This is a genomic window from Pseudonocardia alaniniphila, from assembly GCF_022524485.1.
Taxonomy (GTDB): domain Bacteria; phylum Actinomycetota; class Actinomycetes; order Mycobacteriales; family Pseudonocardiaceae; genus Pseudonocardia; species Pseudonocardia alaniniphila.
Window position 1 is genome coordinate 162,245 of the sequence record NZ_JAKXMK010000006.1, and the last position, 18,390, is coordinate 180,634.

The window sequence follows — 18,390 nt, forward strand, 5'->3', positions numbered from 1 at the left end:
TCGTCGGCCGGACTGCGCTTTCCATTCGGACGAACCGGGCGTATCGTGCGCAGCCATCCTAGAACGCAGTTCCATGTGCCGGAACGAGCGCCCGAGGAGCGAGAGATGACGACGCCCCGGTCCACCGATGCCACGCCGACACCGGATGATCGGCCCTCCCCGGTCGGGCCGGCTGCCTCGACCACCGCGACCACGCCCGTCGAGCTGCGCCGGGTGGTCAGCGGCTCGTTGGTCGGCACCGCGCTGGAGTGGTACGACTTCTTCATCTACGGCACCGCCGCGGCGCTGGTGTTCAACGTCCTGTTCTTCCCGCAGTCCGACCCCGCTGTCGGCACCCTCACCGCGTTCGCGACGTTCGGTGTGGGCTTCGTGTTCAGGCCGCTGGGCGGGATCCTGTTCGGCCACATCGGCGACCGCATCGGCCGGCGGGAGACGTTGATCATCACCACGCTGGTGATGGGCGTGTCCACCGGCGTGATCGGGCTGCTGCCCACCTACGCGTCGATCGGGGCGTGGGCGCCCGCGCTGCTCGTCCTCCTGCGGGTGCTGCAGGGGCTCGGGGCCGGTGCGGAGTTCGGCGGGGCGTCCACCCTGCTCGCCGAGCACGCTCCGGCCCACCGCCGGGGCTTCTACACCTCGTTCGCGCAGACGGGCGTGCAGATCGGTCTCGTGTTGGGGACGGTCGCATTCCTCCTGGTCGGCCTGTTGCCCGACGAGGAGCTGTTCTCCTGGGGCTGGCGGGTGCCGTTCCTGGTGAGCTTCCTGCTCATCGGCGTCTCCCTGTACGTGCGGCTGCGGGTGGCGGAGTCACCGGTGTTCCGGACGCTCGCCGCCGAGCGGCAGACGGTGAAGCTGCCCGTGGTGGAGGCGCTGCGCCGCTACCCGCGCAACCTGCTCATCGGCGTGGGTGCCCACATCGCCGACACCGCGGCGGTCTACCTCTACGCCACGTTCACCGTCTCCTACGCCACCGGCACGCTGGGCATCCCGCGGGGCACCGTGCTCACCGGCGTCATCGTCTTCGGCCTCGTGGTGATCGCCCTGCAACCCGTGTACGGGGCGCTGTCGGACCGGATCGGGCGCCGCCCGCTGAACATCTTCTCCGTGGTGTTCACCGCGGCGTTCGCGTTCCCCTACTTCCTGCTGCTGCGCACCGAGCAACCCGTGCTGGTGGTGCTCGCGCTCGTCGTCGCCACCGCCTTCGGGGTGGCTCCCATGATCGCCGTGCAACCCGCCTTCTACGCCGAGCTGTTCGGCGCGCGGGTGCGCTACACCGGCTTCGCCACCTCCCGGGAGGTCGGCGCAGCACTGGCCGGGTTCACCCCGCTCGTGGCCGCGGCGCTCGTCACCGCGGCGGGCGGCGCCCCGTGGCTGGTGGCCGCCTACCTCATCGCCCTGTGTCTGGTGTCGTTCGTGGCGTTCGTCGCCGCGCCGGAGATGAAGGACATCGACATCGCCGACGCGGGGCCGCCGGGACCGCGGTGAGCCCGCGGCCGGCGAGCGAACCGCCTGGTGGGGCCGCATAAGCTGGCGGGGTGGCACGTCCGGTCGGCAGCAATTCGGTGGAGAAGACCCTCGCGGTGCTCGACGCGCTGGGCGACCACGAGCGGATCGCCGACATCGTCGTCGCCACCGGGCTGCACAAGTCCACGGTGCACCGGATCCTGCAGGACTTCGCCCGGCTCGGCTTCGTCCGCGTCACGGAGCGGGGCACCTACGAGGGTGGGCCGCGGATCCTGCGGCTGGCCGGTCGCGTGCTCGCCCGCACCGACGCCGCCGAGCGGGCGGCCCCGGAACTCCATGCCCTGCAGGAGCGCTGTGGCGGCACCGTCCACTTCGCCGTGCTCGACGGCGACGAGGCCGTCTACGTGGCGAAGGTCGAGGGCAACAAGCCCTACCGGATGGCGTCGCGGATCGGCATGGCGGTGCCGCTGCACTGCACGGCCATCGGCAAGGCTGCGCTCGCCGAGCTACCCGAGGACGAGGTGCGGGCCCTGCTCCGGCGTGCGCCCCCGCACGCTCGCACGCCGGCCACGATCGCCGATCCCGACCGGCTGGTCGAGCACCTGCGGGCGGTGCGGGACCGCGGCTGGGCGGTGGACGAGGAGGAGAACGAGGCGGGCGTGCGGTGTGTCGGTGCCGCCGTGGCCGACCACACCCGCCGCGTGATCGGTGCTGTGAGCGTGTCCCAGCTGGTCGCCGACGTTGCCGGCCGCGCACCGGTCGAGCTCGGCCCCGAGGTCGCCGCCACCGCACGGGCGATCTCTCGGCTGCTGGGGGCGCCGGGCTGAGCGCGGCCGGCCGGGGTCCACGGGCGACGGACACCACATCCCACGCCGGTGCCCAGGAGTTGGCGATCATCGCCGTGGGGGGAAAGACTCCGCTGACGGCGTCGTCGACAGGAAGAGGATCAGATGACCCAGACCACCGCCCGGGTGGCGATCGTGACCGGAGCGGCCCGCGGAATCGGGGCCGCCACTGCCCAGCGTCTGGCTCGTGACGGGTTCGCGGTTGCGGTGATCGACCTCGAGGAGTCCGCGGCCAAGGCGACGGTGCGCGCGATCGAGGACGAGGGCGGGCGGGCGCTCGCCGTCGGCGCCGACGTGTCCGACGCGGCGCAGGTCGACGCCGCCGTCACGCGCGTGGCCGAGGAGCTCGGTCCGCCGACCGTGCTGATCAACAACGCCGGGATCACCCGCGACAACCTGATCTTCAAGATGGCGGAGCAGGACTGGGACATGGTGATGGGCGTGCACCTGCGCGGCTCGTTCCTGATGACCAGGGCCGTCCAGAAGTACATGGTCGAGCAGCGCTTCGGCCGCATCGTGAACCTGTCGAGCACCTCGGCGCTCGGCAACCGGGGCCAGGCCAACTACTCCACGGCGAAGGCCGGGCTCCAGGGCTTCACCAAGACCCTCGCGATCGAGCTCGGCAAGTTCGGTGTCACGGTCAACTGCATCGCGCCGGGCTTCATCGTCAGCGACATGACGAGGGCGACGGCCGAGCGGATCGGCGAGGACTGGGACACCTATGTGGCCGCCAGGGCCGCCCAGATCCCCGTGGCGCGGGCCGGTCAGCCGGAGGACATCGCGAACACCGTCTCGTTCTTCGTGAGCGAGGGTGCCGGGTTCGTCTCCGGTCAGGTGATCTACGTGGCGGGCGGCCCGAAGGCCTGATCCGGGGGGATCCGCTTCGCGCGGATCATCACGGCCGACGACTCGTGAACGCTGACCGTCCTACCGGCCGCGGGCGCCGAGCCCGCGGCCGGTAGGCGGGAGCGGACGTCAGGGAGCGCGCTGGGAGAGCAGGACCGCCCACGGCGGAAGCGGGTCGCCTTCCGAGAGATCGACGGGGTCCTCCGTCAGGTTCACGACGAGCATCCCGTCCGGTGCCCGGAACGCGAGCACCGGCAGCGTCGGTGAGTGCCCGATCGCCACGTGGCCCGCCTCCAGCCGTGGCACGAGCCACTGCCATGGCGCCGTGAGCGGGGTGGGGCGGCCGCCGTCGGCCTGGGTGCTGTCCGTCCAGAGGGCGGAGAACCCGAGGTCGGACCCCTGCGGACCCCAGAGGAGGGCGCCCGACACCCCTGACTGCGCATAGGCGGCCAGGACAGCGAGGGTGGACGCGGCGCTGGCCTGGCTGGTGGCCCCGCCCTGCTGGTCGGAGGGCACGTCCGGGTAGAACTCCGCCCACCAGACGGGTAGCTGTGTGCGCGCGCGGATCCACGTGGTCAGGTCGGCGAACTTCCGCGCGGCAGCGTCGGCAGGCTCCGCGAGCGTCTCGTTCCTGGTCGCCGTGGCTCCGTCCACCGCGACGAAGTCGGCACCGACGTTGTTGGCCAGCCAGTAGTCGACAACGTCGAGGGCGCGCTGGTCGGCGACGCCCCACGGGCCCCGGACGTCCGAGGAGTCGGGGGAGCCGGGGTCGAGGCTGGTCAGCACGACGTAGGGGCCGCCGATCTCGACGTTGGGGCGAACCGCCTTCACCGCCGTGTAGACCTTGTTGTAGAGCTCGGTGTAGCCCTCGTAGTCCCAGCGGTTCTTGCCACTGTCGTAGAAGCCCTTGAGCTCGTTCCACACCAGCACCCGCTCGATCTGCGGGTAGCGCTGCACCGCCTGCGCGGCGAGCGCGGCGAAGTCGTCGAAGTGGGCGGGCTCGGGGGCCGTCTCCAGCTCCGACCAGTCGGTCTGGCCCGGCTGGCCGCCCTTCATCCAGTCGGGCGAACAGCACAGCGTGAGGACGGTGCGCCCGCCGGTCTCCTTCACGAGCTGCATGCGCTCGTCGAGGCTCGACCAGTCGAAGTCGCCCGGAGCGGGCTCCGGGTTGAGCGTGCCGAAGCCCATCAGGTGGATGTTCTGCCATATCGCGCCGTTGTTGGCCAGGATGCCCTCGCCCCGCTGGCGGGCCTCGGTGGGCTCGTCGGGGTCGAGGCTGTACTGGGTGTGCGTGACGCCCAGCTCCAGTGGCGTGACCTGCTGCTTCCAGTTCCAGTCGTTGCCGAAGCCGAGCGCACGCACCGTCGCGTCCGACAGATCCGATGGGCCCGTCGGTGCGGGCGCACCGGAGCAGGCGACCAGCGCCATGGCGAGCGCCACCAGGACGGCGGCGAGCTGGGGACGACGCACGAAGGACCTCATCGAATCGGTGGATGGTGGATGATCTCGACCCTATCGACATGAGAGTGTCGGATCGTCGCTGTGGCCCGGCTGAGAAAGCCACCCATATCGGTACCATCCGTGCGCATTGATCAGCTGGTCATGCGTGCCGCGCTGCGCGACTCGCCCTCCCACCACCACGATGATCTCGTCGAGCCGCTCCAGGCGGGCCGTGTCGTGGGTGATGAGAATCATGGAGCGGCCCTCGGTGGCTGCGAGTAGATCGTCGAGAACCGCGTCGCGGGTGTCGGGATCGAGGTGGGTGGTCGGTTCGTCGAGCACCAGCATCCCGGGATCGACGAGCAGCGCCCTGGCCAGGGCGAGCCGCTGGCGCATTCCGCCCGACAGCCGGGCCCCGTGCGCGCCGACCTCCGTGTCGAGCCCGTCGGTGGCGCGCAGGTCGGCCGCGAGCCGGACACGGTCGAGAACGTCCCACAGCTCCTCGTCGGACGCGCCGGGCCGGGCGAGCCGCAGGTTCTCCCGCACGGTGCTGGCGAAGACGTGCGGGTCCTGCGGCACGCCGCTCACGCCGGCGCGCACGACGTCGGGGTCCTGGGTCGTGACGTCCACGCCGTCGAGGCGGACGGTGCCGTGGTCCGGGTCGCGGAAGCGGAACAGCACGTCGGCGAGTGTGCTCTTCCCCGAGCCGCTGGGGCCGAGCACCGCGATGCGCCGGCCCGGTGGGACGTCCAGGTCGAGGCCGTCGAGGGCCCACGGTTCGTCCGGCCCGTAACGGACGCGCAGGTCCCGGATGCGCAGGCCGTTCTCCGGGAGGGCGGGCCGGGCACGCCTCAGCCGCACCGCGGACGGGGTGTCGAGAACGTCGAACAGGCGCGCACCGGCCGCGCGCACCGCCCCGAGCCGTGCCGCCGCCGCGGGCAGCGGGGCGACGATCTCGAACGCGGCGAGAGCGGTGAGCACCAGCACGGCGAGTGGCACTGGGCCGAGCGCGCCGTTCTCGACGGCGGTGACGCCCAGCAGCAGCGTGCCCCACAGCGTCAGGCCCGCGATCAGCGCGGATGCCCCGGCACCGAGCCCGAGCAGGCGGGCATCGCGCCGCTCGACGCGCGTGAGCTCGGCGTCGGCGTCCTCGACGCGCGCGATGGCAGCGGGCATGGCTCCGTAGGCGACGAGGTCGGGCGCCCCGTGCAACGCGTCGACCAGGGCGGTGGAGAGCGCCCCGCGGGCAGCGGCGCGCCTGCGGCCCGGCTCCCGCCCGGCGGCCGCCGCGATCAGCGGTACGGCGACCCCACCCAGGAGCAGCCCGGCCGCGAGCAGGACTCCGCCCGGCACCAGCACCACCGTGGCGACCGTGACGACGCCCGCGCCGGTGACCAGGGCGGCCAGCGGTGGGGTGAGCCCGCGGACGAGCAGGTCCTGCGTGGCGTCGGTGTCGCTCACCAGCCGCGTGACCAGGTCTCCCGTGCGGAAGCGGTGGATGGGCTCGGTGCGTGCGAGCCGCTCGTACACGCGCACCCGCACATCCGAGAGCGTCCGCAGCGCCGCGTCGTGCGTGATCAGGCGTTCGAGGTAACGCGCGACTCCGCGCGTGACACCGAGCGCCCGGGTGGCGACCACCGCCACGCTGAGCGCGGTGATCGGGGGGTGGGTGGCGGCGGTCGCGATCAGCCAGGCCGCCACGACGAGCAGGCCCACCCCGGCCGCGGTGGCGGTCGCGCCGGCGAGCACGCCGAGGGCGAAACGGGCCCCGCGTGGACGGGCCAGCGCGATCATGCGGCGCAGCGGGTCGTGCGGGCGCCTCATCCGGCTGCTCCGACCGTCTCGGCCGGCACCGCGATCCGACCGTCGTGCAGGTGCACGACCTCGTCGGCGAGGTCGGCCCATCCCGCGTCGTGCGCGACGATCACGCCCGTGCGTCCCCGCAGCAGCCGGGTGACGCCCGCCCGCACGGCCGCGGCGTTCTCCGGGTCCAGATGGGCGGTGGGCTCGTCGAGCAGGACGATCGGCGCGCCATCCCCTTCCTGGCGAAGGAACGCCCTGGCCAGCGCGATGCGCTGGCGCTGCCCCGCCGAGAGCCTGCTGCCGCGCTCACCGAGCCGGGTTGCATACCCGTAGGGGAGTGCGCCGATCAGCTCCTCCGCCTCGGCGAGCCGGGCCGCACGGCGAACGGAGGCGTCGGAGGCGTCCGGGTCGCCGAGGCGGATGTTGTCGGCCACGGAGGCGTCGAACAGGTAGGGCCGCTGCGGCACCCACGCGATCCGGCGCCGCCACTGCTCGACGTCCACGTCACGCAGGTCGCGGGGCTCGCCGTCGTCCCCCGTGACCGCGATCCGTCCTGCCGTCGGGTCGGTGAACCGCAGCAGCAACGACACCAGGCTCGTCTTGCCTGCTCCGCTGCGTCCCGTGACGAGGACGGTCGCACCGGGCCGCAGCGTCAGGTCCACTCCGGTGAGCGCTGGTCGCGACCGGCCGGGATAGGTGAGCCCGACGTCGTGGAACCGGACCTCGGGGGCGGCGGCGACTCGTACCCGGGATGCGGGCGACTCGCGCACGGGACCCGGGCTCGCGGAGAGGACGCGCGCGTCGCCCGTCCGGGTCGTCACGGTCTGCGGGCGCTCCAGTGCGGCGAAGACCTGTTCGGCCGCGGCGAGGCCCTCCGTGCTCGCGTGGAACCGGGCGCCTACCTCGCGCAGCGGGAGGTAGGCCTCGGGGGCGAGGATCAGCACGAGCAGGGCGGTCTCCAGGTCGAGCTGCCCGTAGAGCAGCCGCAGCCCGATCTCCACCGCGACGAGCGCCACGGCGAGCGTGGCGAGCAGTTCGAGCACGAACGCCGAGAGGAACGCCACCCGCAGCGTGCCCATCGTGGCGGAGCGGTGCTCCTCGGTCACCCGCCGGATCAACCCGGCCTCGGCCTTCGCACGGCGGAACACGGCCAGCGTCGGGAGCCCCTCCACGACGTCGAGGAAGTGGCCGCCGAGGCGTTCCAGCAGGTGCCATTGGCGGCGTGTGCGGGACTGGGTGTGCCAGCCCACGAGCGCCATGAACACCGGAATCAACGGCAGTGTCAGTGCGATCACGAGGGCGGAGATCCAGTCGGCCCGGACCACCACCACGAGCACGGCCACGGGGACGAGCGCAGCGAGCACGAGCTGGGGCAGGTACCGGGCGACGTAGTCGTCGAGGGCGTCCAGGCCGCGGGTGGCGAGCGTGACGAGCTGCCCGGCGTCGGTGGAGGCGGGGTCGCCGCCCGTGACGTGCCGGACGAGTCGCCGGCGCAGGTCCGACTTCACCCCCGCCGCGCTGCGCAAGGCCATGGTCTCCGCCCCGTACGAGAGCGCGGCGCGGGCCAGTGCCACGAGCGCCACGGCACCGACGGTGCCGGCCACTGCCTGCGCGGTCACTCCCGTGGTGGCGGTCGCGACGGCGTGGGCGATCAGCCATGCCTGCAGCAGGATCAGCCCGGTGGCGGCGGCGGCGCAGGCCACGGTGACCGCCAGGTGCACCCGCACCGCGCGGGTGGTGCGCACCAGCCGTGGGTCCAGGGGCCTCATGCGACGTGCGCCCTGGTCACCCGGCGCCGGAAGACCCAGTAGCTCCATGCCTGGTAGGCGATCACCAGCGGCAGGAACACCGCGCCGATCCAGCTCAGCACCCCCAAGGTGTAGGGCGCCGAGGCGGCGCTCGCGACGGTGAGGTCGAACGCCGGGTCGACGAGCGAGGGGAGCACCACCGGGAACAGCGAGCCGAAGATCGCCGCGGTGAAGGCCGCGACCGCGACGGCCGTGGCCGCGAACGACCAGCCCTCCCGCCTGCGCAGCACGAGCACGAATGCGGCGAGCAGGGCCGCGACCGACACGGCGGCGGGGATCACCGGCACCCCGTGCTGGTCGGCGGTCCACAGCAGGAACCCGGCCAGCGCCACCAGTGCCACGGGCCCGGCCCTCCGGGCGACGGCCCGGGAGCGGTGGCGTACGGGCCCGTCCGTCTTGAGCGCCAGGAAGACGGCGCCGTGCAGGACGAACAGTGTGACCGTCGTGATGCCGCCGAGCAGCGCGTACGGGTTCAGCAGGTCGACCAGGCTCGAGGTCACGACCCCGTCCGGTCCCAGCTCCACGCCCCGCACGATGTTGGCGAACACCACTCCCCAGATGAAGGCGGGCACCACGCTGCCCGTGACGATCGCCACGTCCCATCGCGCCCGCCAGCGCGGGTCGTCGACCTTTCCGCGGTACTCGAACGCCACGCCGCGGCCGATCAGCGCGAGAATGACCAGCAGCAACGGGAGGTAGAACCCGCTGAGCGTGGCCGCGTACCAGGCGGGGAAGGCCGCGAACATGGCGCCGACAGCGGTGATGAGCCACACCTCGTTGCCGTCCCAGACGGGGCCGATCGCGTTGATGACGACACGGCGGTCGCTCTCCCGGTGGGCCGGGTCGTCGCCCCTGCCGAGTACGGGCAGCAGCATCCCGACGCCGAAGTCGAAGCCCTCGAGCACGAAGTAGCCGGTCCACAGCACGGCGATGGCGACGAACCAGACTGTTGGGAGATCCATCTCGGCTCCTCGTGGCCGCTAGTAGCTGAACGCCGGCACGGCGTCGGGCTCGCGCTCGCCGTCGCCCGGGTAGGGCATGACGTGGCCGGGGCCGGCCTTGACGTAGCGCCAGAGCAGCCGGGCCTCCACCACCGCGAGCGCCCCGTAGATCGCGGTGAACAGGGAGAGTGAGAACGCCACCTCGCCCAGGCTCACGCCGGGGGAGACGCTCGCGGCCGTCAGGAGCTCGCCGACCACCGTCCAGGGCTGGCGTCCCATCTCCGTGAGCACCCAGCCGAAGATGTTGCCGGCCATCGCCGCGGGCAGCCCGACCATCGCCACGCGGTACATCCACCGCTGCTCGGGCAGGTGGCCGCGCCGGGTGACCCACAGCCCGAGCACGCCGATGACCACACCGGCCAGGCCCAGACCCATCATCAGCCGGAACGCCCAGTAGATCACCGGGATGTTCGGCGCGTAGTCGCCGGGACCGTACTGGGCCTCGTAGCGTTGCTGCAGGTCGTTGATGCCCTGCACCTCACCGGCCGGCGATCCCGTGGCGAGGAAGCTCAGGACGTAGGGCACCTGGATGTCGAAGACGTTCTGCCCGGTGCCGGCCTCGCCGATCGCCGGGTCGCCCACCGCGAAGAGTGAGAACCCCGCAGCGTTCTCCGAGTCCCAGAGCGCCTCGGCGGAAGCGAGCTTCATCGGCTCGTACTCGGCCGTGAGCTTGGCCTGGTGGTCGCCGGAGTAGATCACCACCGCCCCGGCCAGCACGGTCGTGACCAGCCCGGCGCGCAACGCCTTCTGGAACATCCCGGGCTCGCTCGGGTGTGGTGCGCGGTCGCGGTGCAGGAGCTTGTAGGCACTGACCGCCACGACGAACAGGCCGGCCACGACGAACGACGCGGAGACGACGTGCAGGTAGGTCGACCAGGCTTGTGGGTTGGTCAGCACCGCCTCGATGTCGGTGAGCCGCGCCCGACGCGTGACGGGGTCGACGGTGTACCCGACCGGGTGCCGCATCCAGGCGTTGGCGGCGAGGATGAAGTACGCGGACAGGTTGGAGCCGAGCGCGGCCGCCCAGATCGTGGCGAGGTGCACGCGGCGGGAGAGCCGGTCCCAGCCGAAGATCCACAGCCCGAGGAACGTGGACTCCAGGAAGAACGCGATCAGCGCCTCCAGTGCGAGCGGGGCCCCGAAGACGTCCCCGACGAAGGTCGAGTAGGCGCTCCAGTTCATGCCGAACTGGAACTCCTGCACGATGCCGGTGACCACGCCCATCGCGAAGTTGATCAGGAAGAGCTTGCCGAAGAACTTGGTGGCCCGCAGGTACTCGGTCCGGCCCGTGCGGTACCACGCCGTCTGCAGCGCGGCGACGACCACGGACAGGCCGATCGTCAGCGGGACGAACAAGAAGTGGTAGATCGTCGTGATCCCGAACTGCCAGCGCGCCAGGTCCAGGGCGTCCACGCAGAGCCTCCGCTCGACCGATTTTCTACGTTATGTAGTAGTTTCTACAGGACGTAGAAGCTGGCGGTCGAGCGGGGTGTCGGAGGTCTCGAAGTCGACCGAGGACGGTGTCTGCGCACCGGTGTGATGCGCGGTGCAGCCGGGACGAGAACGGCCGGGCGTCCGCGCGCTGTGATCAGCGCGCGGGCGCCCGGCCGTGTGTCTGTGCCGTGTCTAGGCGTGCAGCTCGGCAAACTGGTGGCCCGCCTCGTTCTGCACCACCACGGCCGCCACCTGGTCCGGGGCGACGATCGCCGAACCGTCGAGCGTCATGCCTTGGCGCCAGCCCGACTGCGGCACGAGCCAGCTCCCGGCCACCTCGCGGCTCCCGTCACGGCCCACCACGACCAGTTGGCACCGCTCACCGGCCGGGACGCCCTGCACCGTGGCACTGACCCGTACCCAGCCCGCGGCCGGGATGATCTTCGCCGTCATCTCCACGCCGCCGGGGCCGCTGCCGGTGAGTACCCGGGTGCCCGCGACGGCGTCCTCGTCCGCCGGCGCCGGCGCGGCGGCCACGGTGGTGGGCTCGGGCGCCACGGCCCGGCCGACGGCGACACCACCGCCGAGTACCACGGCCACACCGACGACCGCAGCCGCCGCGACGGTCAGGCGGGTGCGCCGCTGTCTGGCGCTGACCTCCGAGCGGATCTGCCGCAGGGTTCGCTGCAGTACCAGATCCCCGTCCGGAGGACCCTCGAGGAACACCTCAGGGGGCACCTCATCGAGCAGGTCGGTCATCTGGCGTAGCTCCTCCCACTCGCGGTGGCACTCCGGGCACACGGCGAGGTGCTCCTCCACGTCGTGTGCCTGCTCCGGGGAGAGGAGTCCGAAGACGTAGGCCCCCAGCTCCTCCGGGTCATGCGATCGATAGGCGTGCGTCATGCCGGCACCTCGTCCCCAGCCGGATCACGGCTCGTCAAGTGCTGTCGCAGGGCGCGCAGCGCGTAGTACGACCGTGACTTGACCGTGCCCGGCGGTATGCCGAGCGCAGAGGCGGCCTCGCCGAGGCTCCGCCCCTGGAAGTAGATCTGGTCGAGCACGCCCCGGTGGTCCTCGGACAACTCTTCGAGGGCCGCCAGGACGGTGACGGACGTGGCCACGCGATCGGCGTGATCGCGCTCCACCGGTGGAGCGTCGGGCGCCTCGGGCACTTCCTGGGGCCGGGACGCTCTGGCCCGGATCCGGTCGGTGATGATGTTGCGCGCCACCGTGAGCAGCCATCCCCGGGTGGAGCCCCTGCCGTTGGCCAGCGCGTCCGGGTGGCGCCACACGCGGATCAACGTCTCTTGCACGACATCCTCCGCGGCGCCGCGGTCGCCGGTGAGCCGTGTGGCGTAGGCGAGCAGGGCTCGCCCGTGGTCCTGGTAGACGGCATGCACCAGGGCCTCGTCTGGTGTTCGAGGACGTGCATCGGGCATGCTCCCGGATCTCCCTGGGACGTCGGACGGGGCGCGGAACCCCAACGGGGAACAGCACCTATACATGGGACGTATCAGGGCGTCCGGCGGTTCAGTGCGGTTGGTGTTCCGATTTCGCAGAATATCCGATTGAACCCTTCCTGCCCGTTGGCCGTGTGTTGAGTGAGCACGTCCGGCAGCCGGCCGGGCCCCGACCTCGCGGGGAGAACATGAAGAGGTACGCGCCCCTGCTGACGCTGGCCGCGGTGGCCGCACTCGGCGCCGGTTTCCTCATCGCCAACATGCTGAGCCAGCAAGACGCGGCGCAGCAGTCCGCAGCCGCGTCCGCGGCAGAGCCGTCCACAGTGGTCGACCTCGCTCGTCTCACGCCCGTGCCCGCTCCGGCTGCCGCCGCCCCGGCCGAGAACGCCGGCGCCGCGAACGAGGCCGTCGCCGAGAAGGCCTACGCCGGGTGGACAGCGGGCCGAGAGGCCTCGGTGGCGATCGCGGTGAAGGACGGCCGCGCCGTCGCCTACGTCTGCGACGGCAAGGCCATGGAGGCGTGGCTCGAGGGAAGCCTGCGCGGTGACCAGCTCACGCTCGAGAGCAAGGACGGCTCCACGACGATCACGGGTACCGCGGACGGCACGTCGTCGACGGGCACCGTGAAGACCAACGGCGAGGAGGCGTGGCCGTACACGGCGGAGGGTGTCGACGCGCCTGCGGGGCTCTACGAGGGCCGGGCCGACGTGCGCGGCGTGGCCACGCGGGTCGGCTGGGTCGTCACCGGTGACGGAGAGGTGACCGGGGTGGCGTCCGCGGCGGGGGAGCGACGGCCCGCCCCTGTGCTCGACCCCGCGAACCCCGCCGGTGTCACGATCGACGGGGTGCCCGTCGAGGTCACCGCGCTCGACGGCGGCTCCCCGGTGATCCGCCGGTGACCGCGGCGATGCCGTCCCCGCAGGCCGTCCGCAGGCGTCCCCGCCGTAGGTTGCGCAGGCGTCCCCGCCACGGGGGAGTGCTCCTACCGGTGGCCATCGGCTCGCTCGTCGCCGTCGGGCTCGGGGTGTACGGCCGGGTGCACGAGCCCACGTTCTTCGCCATCAACCTCGCCGGCTTCTCCAGCGGCGTCGCGGTCAAGGCGTGGCTCGGCACCGCAGCGTTCCTGCTGGTCCTCGTGCAGCTCGGCTCGTCGATGCTGATGTACGGGCGCTTCCCGCGCGTCCGCGCACCGCACTGGGTACCGGCGCTGCACCGCTGGTCGGGCCGGGTGGCGGTGCTGTTGACCGTGCCGGTTGCGGTGCACTGCCTCTACGCGCTCGGGTTCCAGGGCGGCAGCCTGCGCGCGCTCCTGCACTCGCTCTTCGGGTGCTTCTTCTACGGCGCCTTCGTCACCAAGATGTTGTTGCTACAGAGGTCACACACCCCGGCATGGAGCCTTCCAGTGCTGGGCGGGATGGTGTTCACGGCGATGACCGCCCTCTGGCTGACCTCCTCGGTGTGGTTCTTCACCACATCGGGCCTGACTTTCTGAGGAGTTCCTCGTGCACGCCAAGCTCCCCACCCCGGCCCTTCCGCGGCGGGCTGTCATGGTCGGCGCCTGCGGCGTCTGTGCCGCGGCGCTGAGCGCCTGCAGCAGCTACGGCTCCGGCGGTTCGGCCGCCCCGGCCCCGGCGCCCGCTCCCACCGGTGCCCCAGGTGGGGCGTCGTCCGGTGGCGGCGGCGCGCTCACCAGCACCACCGACGTCCCGGTCGGCGGTGGCACGATCTTCGCGGAGCGGCAGGTTGTCGTCACCCAGCCGACGGCCGGTGAGTTCAAGGCGTTCTCCTCGACGTGCACCCACGAGGGATGCACCGTCTCCCAGGTGTCCGACGGCACGATCAACTGCCCGTGCCACGGCAGCCGGTTCTCCGTCACCGACGGCTCCGTGGTCCGCGGGCCTGCGCAGTCGCCGCTGCCCGCGATGAACATCCAGGTGGAAGGCAACTCGATCGTCCTGGCGTGAGCCCGCGGTGCGGCACGTCACGCTGCGCGCGAGAGGCCCTCGGCGGGCGCCGTTCACTAGACTCCGACACCTGGCCCGTACACGGCGCAGACGCCGCGGGCGGCGAGGAGTCGCAGTGATGAGCAGGTCGAGGACGGCGACGATCAGCGCGAAGACGGCGAAGCGATGAACACGGCGAAGGTCGGCAGCGACGCACTGGACGCCGGCGCCCCGGCCGAACCGGAGGAGCTCTCGCTCGCGGCGGACTTCCCACCCGCTCGCCGCGACGACTGGCTCCGGCTCGTGGACGAGGTCGTGCGCCGGTCCGGGCGGATCGGCGAGGACGCACCGCCCGGCGCGGGGTTCGAGAAGCTGACCAGGACCGGTCCCGGCGGTCTTCGCGTACGCCCGCTCTACACGGCCGAGGACGCACCACGGCTCGACGTCGGTGTGCCCGGCGCGGCCCCATACGTGCGGGGTGCCGGGGCCGCCGGATCGGCGCCGGACGGATGGGACGTCCGGCAGCGGCACGCCGAACCCGACCCCGCACTCGCGCGGCAGGCCGTGCTGGCGGACCTGGAGAACGGCGTGCGGTCGATCTGGCTGGCCGTCGGCGCGGGAGCCACTGCCGTCGCCGACCTGCCCTCCGTGCTCGGCGACGTGCTTCTCGACCTGGCGCCCGTCGTCCTCGACGCCTCCGCCGCCCCCACCGACACCGAGATGGAGGCCGCGGAAGCGTTCCTCGAGCTCGCCGCTGAGCGCGCGGTGCGGCCTGCCGACCTGCTCGGCACGCTCGGTCTCGACCCCGTCGGACGGCGGGTGCGTACCGGCGAGGGTCCGGACATCGCCGAGGTGATCCCGCTGGCCCGGCGCGTCGCCGAGGAGTTCCCGCAGGTGCGGGCCGTCGTGGTGAACGCGCTGCCGGTCCACGGGGCAGGGGCGTCCGACGCGCAGGAGCTGGGCTGGTCACTCGCGGCGGGCCTGGAGTACCTGCGCGTGCTCACCGGCAGCGGGGGTCGCGAGGGCGACTTCGCCGGTCTGGACCTGGCCACCGCGAGCCGGTTGCTCGAGTTCCGCTACGCCGCCACCGCCGAGCAGTTCCCCACGATCGCGAAGCTGCGAGCGGCCCGGCGGCTCTGGGCGCGTGTCACCGAGGTGTGCGGCTCGCCGGAGCCGCAGCGCCAGCACGCGGTCGGCTCGCCGGCGATGCTCACCCGGCGCGACCCCTACGGCAACCTGCTGCGTGGCACTCTCGCGGGATTCGCCGCCGGGGTCGGTGGTGCCGACGCGGTCACCGTCGCGCCGTTCGATGCCGCCCTCGGGGCCTCCGAGCCGTTCTCCCGGCGGATCGCGCGCAACACCCAGTCGCTGCTCATGGAGGAGGCGCACCTCGCCCGGGTGATCGACCCGGCCGGCGGCTCCTGGTACGTCGAGTCGCTCACCGCGGAGCTGGCTCGCGCGGCATGGGCGTTCTTCCAGGACATCGAGGCCGCAGGCGGTGCGCTCGCCGCGATCGGGTCCGGCTTCCTGGCCGAGCAGGTGGCGATGGTCCGTGGGCGCAGGCTGGCCGACGTGGCCACGCGCCGGGCTGCCATCACCGGGGTGAGCGAGTTCGCCGATCCCGCCGAGAAGCCGGTGGAGCGTCGCCCCGTGCCCGAGGCCCCCGGTGGCGGGTTGCCGCGGTTCCGGCTCGCCGAGCCGTTCGAGGCCTACCGGGACCGGTCCGACGCCCTTCTCGCGGCCACCGGGGCCCGTCCGCGCGCGTTTCTCGCCACGCTCGGGCCGCTGTCCGCTTACACCGCCCGGGCCGGCTTCGCCCGCAACCTCCTGCAGGCGGGTGGGATCGAGATGCCGGAGGCCGGGCCCACCACCACGGCCGACGAGGTCGCCGCCGAGTTCGCCGAGGCGGCCACGCCGGTGGCGGTCCTGTGTTCCACCGACGCGCTCTACCGCGAGCGGGGTGAGGAGACGGTGGCGGCGCTGCGCGACGCGGGCGCCCGTTACGTGCTCCTCGCGGGCACGGTCGCCGTCCCCGGTGTGGACGACACGCTCTACACCGGCGTCGATGCGCTGGCAGTGATCGAGTCGGTATACGCGGCCCAGGAGATCGCGCAGACGCCACGAGCGACGGCACAGGAGGGGGCGCGATGACGAGCCTGCCCGACTTCACCCAGGTCCCCCTGGAGAGCGGCGTGGAGGGCGGGACCGGGCAGTGGCCCGCTGATGTCCCGGCCTGGGACTCCCCGGAGGGGATCGCGGTGAAGCCGCTGTACACGGCGGCTGATCTCGCCGACGTGGACTTCCTCGGCACGTACCCGGGCATCGCGCCGTACCTGCGCGGCCCGTACCCCACGATGTACACGACCCAGCCATGGACGATCCGCCAGTACGCCGGGTTCTCCACGGCCACGGAGTCCAACGCGTTCTACCGGCGCAACCTCGCCGCCGGGCAGAAGGGGCTGTCGATCGCGTTCGATCTGGCCACCCACCGCGGCTACGACTCCGACCACCCGCGCGTGGCGGGTGACGTGGGCATGGCGGGCGTCGCGATCGACTCGATCTACGACATGCGGCGGCTCTTCGAGGGCATCCCGCTCGGCGAGATGTCGGTGTCGATGACGATGAACGGTGCCGTGCTGCCCGTGCTCGCGCTCTACATCGTGGCCGCGGAGGAGCAGGGCGTCCCCCACGACAAGCTCACCGGGACCATCCAGAACGACATCCTTAAAGAGTTCATGGTCCGCAACACCTACATCTACCCGCCGCAGCCCTCGATGCAGATCATCTCGGACATCTTCTCGTTCACCTCACGGGAGATGCCGCGGTTCAACTCGATCTCCATCTCCGGCTACCACATCCAGGAGGCGGGAGCCACCAACGACCTCGAGCTCGCCTACACCCTCGCCGACGGCGTGGAGTACCTGCGGGCCGGGCTCGACGCGGGCCTTTCCATCGACCGGTTCGCGCCGCGCCTGTCGTTCTTCTGGGCCATCGGGATGAACTTCTTCATGGAGGTCGCGAAGCTGCGGGCGGCGCGCCTGTTGTGGGCGAAGCTCGTGAAGCAGTTCTCCCCGCAGAACGAGAAGTCGCTGTCGCTGCGCACCCACTCCCAGACCTCCGGCTGGTCGCTGACGGCGCAGGACGTCTACAACAACGTGATCCGCACCTGCGTCGAGGCGATGGCGGCGACCCAGGGCCACACGCAGAGCCTGCACACCAACGCGCTGGACGAGGCGCTCGCGCTGCCCACCGACTTCTCCGCGCGCATCGCGCGCAACACGCAACTGCTGTTGCAGCAGGAGTCCGGCACCACGAGGGTGATCGACCCGTGGGGCGGCAGCTACTACGTCGAGCGGCTCACCTACGACCTCGCCCGCCGCGCCTGGGCGCACATCCAGGAGGTGGAGAAGGCAGGCGGGATGGCGCAGGCCATCGACGCCGGCATCCCGAAGCTGCGCGTGGAGGAGGCCGCGGCCCGCACGCAGGCGCGGATCGACTCGGGTCGCCAGCCGGTGATCGGCGTGAACAAGTACGTGGTCGCCGAGGACGAGGACGTCGAGGTCCTGAGGGTCGACAACGCCGGGGTGCGTCGCGAGCAGCTGGAGAAGCTGCGGCGGCTGCGCGAGGAGCGCGACTCGCGCGAGGTCGACGCGGCGCTGCAGGCGCTGACGAGCGCGGCCGCGCAGATCGCGGAGGGCGCGGCGCGCAGCGACGAACAGAACCTGCTGGCCCTGGCGGTGAGCGCGGCGCGCGCGAAGGCCACCGTGGGGGAGATCTCCGACGCGCTGGAGAAGGTGTTCGGGCGCCACGCCGGTCAGGTGCGCATCATCTCCGGTGTGTACTCCGAGGAGGCCGGGTCGAGCCCGGCGATCGACCGGGCGCGCGAGCTGGTGGACGAGTTCGCGGCGGAGGAGGGGCGCCAGCCGCGCATCCTCGTCGCGAAGATGGGCCAGGACGGGCACGACCGCGGCCAGAAGGTGATCGCCACCGCGTTCGCCGACCTCGGCTTCGACGTCGACGTCGGCCCGCTGTTCCAGACCCCGGGTGAGGTGGCCCGGCAGGCGGTGGAGGCCGACGTGCACGTCGTCGGGGTCAACTCGCTCGCCGCGGGGCACCTCACGCTGGTCCCGGAGCTGCGGGAGGAGCTCGCGAAGCTGGACCGCGCCGACATCATGGTCGTGGTGGGCGGCGTGATCCCGCCCGGGGACTACCCGGCCCTGCACGATGCGGGCGCTGCGGCGGTGTTCGGCCCGGGCACCGTGATCGCCGAGGCCGCCGTGGACCTGCTGCAGAAGCTGGCGGCCCAGCACAGGGCGTGAGCCACCGCCGATGCGGCGAGCTCGGGA

Annotated in this window: 15 protein-coding genes; 8 read left to right on the forward strand and 7 right to left on the reverse strand. The window is 72.2% G+C overall.

The genetic code is table 11. The features are described 5' to 3' along the window. The first annotated feature begins 105 nt into the window (after positions 1–105). The 3 genes from MMF94_RS07565 to fabG all read left to right on the forward strand — a co-directional run bounded on the left by MMF94_RS07565 (position 106) and on the right by fabG (position 3,176). Entirely contained in the window at positions 106–1,485 is a 1,380-nt protein-coding gene (locus MMF94_RS07565) for an MFS transporter (protein ID WP_241035569.1), read from the forward strand. Between the two features lie 50 nt (positions 1,486–1,535). Beyond that, positions 1,536–2,291 (forward strand): IclR family transcriptional regulator, encoded by a 756-nt coding sequence (locus MMF94_RS07570; protein WP_241035570.1) that lies wholly within the window; start codon positions 1,536–1,538, stop codon positions 2,289–2,291. Between the two features lie 123 nt (positions 2,292–2,414). Continuing rightward, a complete protein-coding gene (gene fabG, locus MMF94_RS07575; RefSeq protein WP_241035571.1) occupies positions 2,415–3,176 on the forward strand; it encodes a 3-oxoacyl-ACP reductase FabG in 762 nt (253 codons plus the stop codon). Between the two features lie 108 nt (positions 3,177–3,284). Here fabG and MMF94_RS07580 read toward each other — a convergent pair whose 3' ends face one another. From MMF94_RS07580 to MMF94_RS07610, 7 genes are all read right to left on the reverse strand, one after another. Further along, entirely contained in the window at positions 3,285–4,637 is a 1,353-nt protein-coding gene (locus MMF94_RS07580; RefSeq protein ID WP_241035572.1) for a hypothetical protein, read from the reverse strand. A gap of 30 nt (positions 4,638–4,667) precedes the next feature. After that, positions 4,668–6,419 (reverse strand): thiol reductant ABC exporter subunit CydC, encoded by a 1,752-nt coding sequence (gene cydC, locus MMF94_RS07585; protein ID WP_241035573.1) that lies wholly within the window; start codon positions 6,417–6,419, stop codon positions 4,668–4,670. Continuing rightward, positions 6,416–8,167: a thiol reductant ABC exporter subunit CydD gene (cydD, locus tag MMF94_RS07590; protein ID WP_241035574.1), complete on the reverse strand. Its 1,752-nt coding sequence runs from the start codon at positions 8,165–8,167 to the stop codon at positions 6,416–6,418. Before cydD ends, cydC begins: the two co-directional genes overlap by 4 nt. Next, positions 8,164–9,168, reverse strand: a complete 1,005-nt coding sequence (gene cydB, locus MMF94_RS07595; protein WP_241035575.1) for a cytochrome d ubiquinol oxidase subunit II — start codon at positions 9,166–9,168, stop codon at positions 8,164–8,166. The genes cydD and cydB overlap by 4 nt, the downstream gene beginning before the upstream one ends. Before the next feature lie 18 nt (positions 9,169–9,186). Continuing rightward, positions 9,187–10,620 (reverse strand): cytochrome ubiquinol oxidase subunit I, encoded by a 1,434-nt coding sequence (locus tag MMF94_RS07600; RefSeq protein WP_241035576.1) that lies wholly within the window; start codon positions 10,618–10,620, stop codon positions 9,187–9,189. 213 nt (positions 10,621–10,833) lie between these two features. Further along, positions 10,834–11,544 carry an anti-sigma factor family protein gene (locus tag MMF94_RS07605; RefSeq protein ID WP_241035577.1) on the reverse strand — a complete coding sequence of 237 codons (711 nt, stop codon included), beginning with the start codon at positions 11,542–11,544 and terminating at the stop codon, positions 10,834–10,836. Then, positions 11,541–12,080 carry a sigma-70 family RNA polymerase sigma factor gene (locus tag MMF94_RS07610; protein WP_241035578.1) on the reverse strand — a complete coding sequence of 180 codons (540 nt, stop codon included), beginning with the start codon at positions 12,078–12,080 and terminating at the stop codon, positions 11,541–11,543. Before MMF94_RS07610 ends, MMF94_RS07605 begins: the two co-directional genes overlap by 4 nt. Positions 12,081–12,289: 209 nt before the next feature. Here MMF94_RS07610 and MMF94_RS07615 point away from each other — a divergent pair, with 209 nt between their 5' ends. The 5 genes from MMF94_RS07615 (at position 12,290) to scpA (ending at position 18,363) form a co-directional block, all read left to right on the forward strand. After that, positions 12,290–13,000: a hypothetical protein gene (locus MMF94_RS07615; RefSeq protein WP_241035579.1), complete on the forward strand. Its 711-nt coding sequence runs from the start codon at positions 12,290–12,292 to the stop codon at positions 12,998–13,000. Then, positions 12,997–13,593: a DUF6529 family protein gene (locus MMF94_RS07620; protein WP_241035580.1), complete on the forward strand. Its 597-nt coding sequence runs from the start codon at positions 12,997–12,999 to the stop codon at positions 13,591–13,593. The genes MMF94_RS07615 and MMF94_RS07620 overlap by 4 nt, the downstream gene beginning before the upstream one ends. 10 nt (positions 13,594–13,603) lie before the next feature. Next, entirely contained in the window at positions 13,604–14,065 is a 462-nt protein-coding gene (locus tag MMF94_RS07625) for a Rieske (2Fe-2S) protein (RefSeq protein ID WP_241035581.1), read from the forward strand. Between the two features lie 165 nt (positions 14,066–14,230). Next, the gene (locus tag MMF94_RS07630; protein WP_241035582.1) at positions 14,231–16,195 is read left to right on the forward strand and encodes a methylmalonyl-CoA mutase family protein; all 1,965 of its coding nucleotides are present in this window, start codon (positions 14,231–14,233) and stop codon (positions 16,193–16,195) included. Then, positions 16,192–18,363, forward strand: coding sequence for a methylmalonyl-CoA mutase (gene scpA, locus MMF94_RS07635; protein ID WP_241035583.1), 2,172 nt, complete (start codon positions 16,192–16,194; stop codon positions 18,361–18,363). Before MMF94_RS07630 ends, scpA begins: the two co-directional genes overlap by 4 nt. Positions 18,364–18,390: the final 27 nt, after the last annotated feature.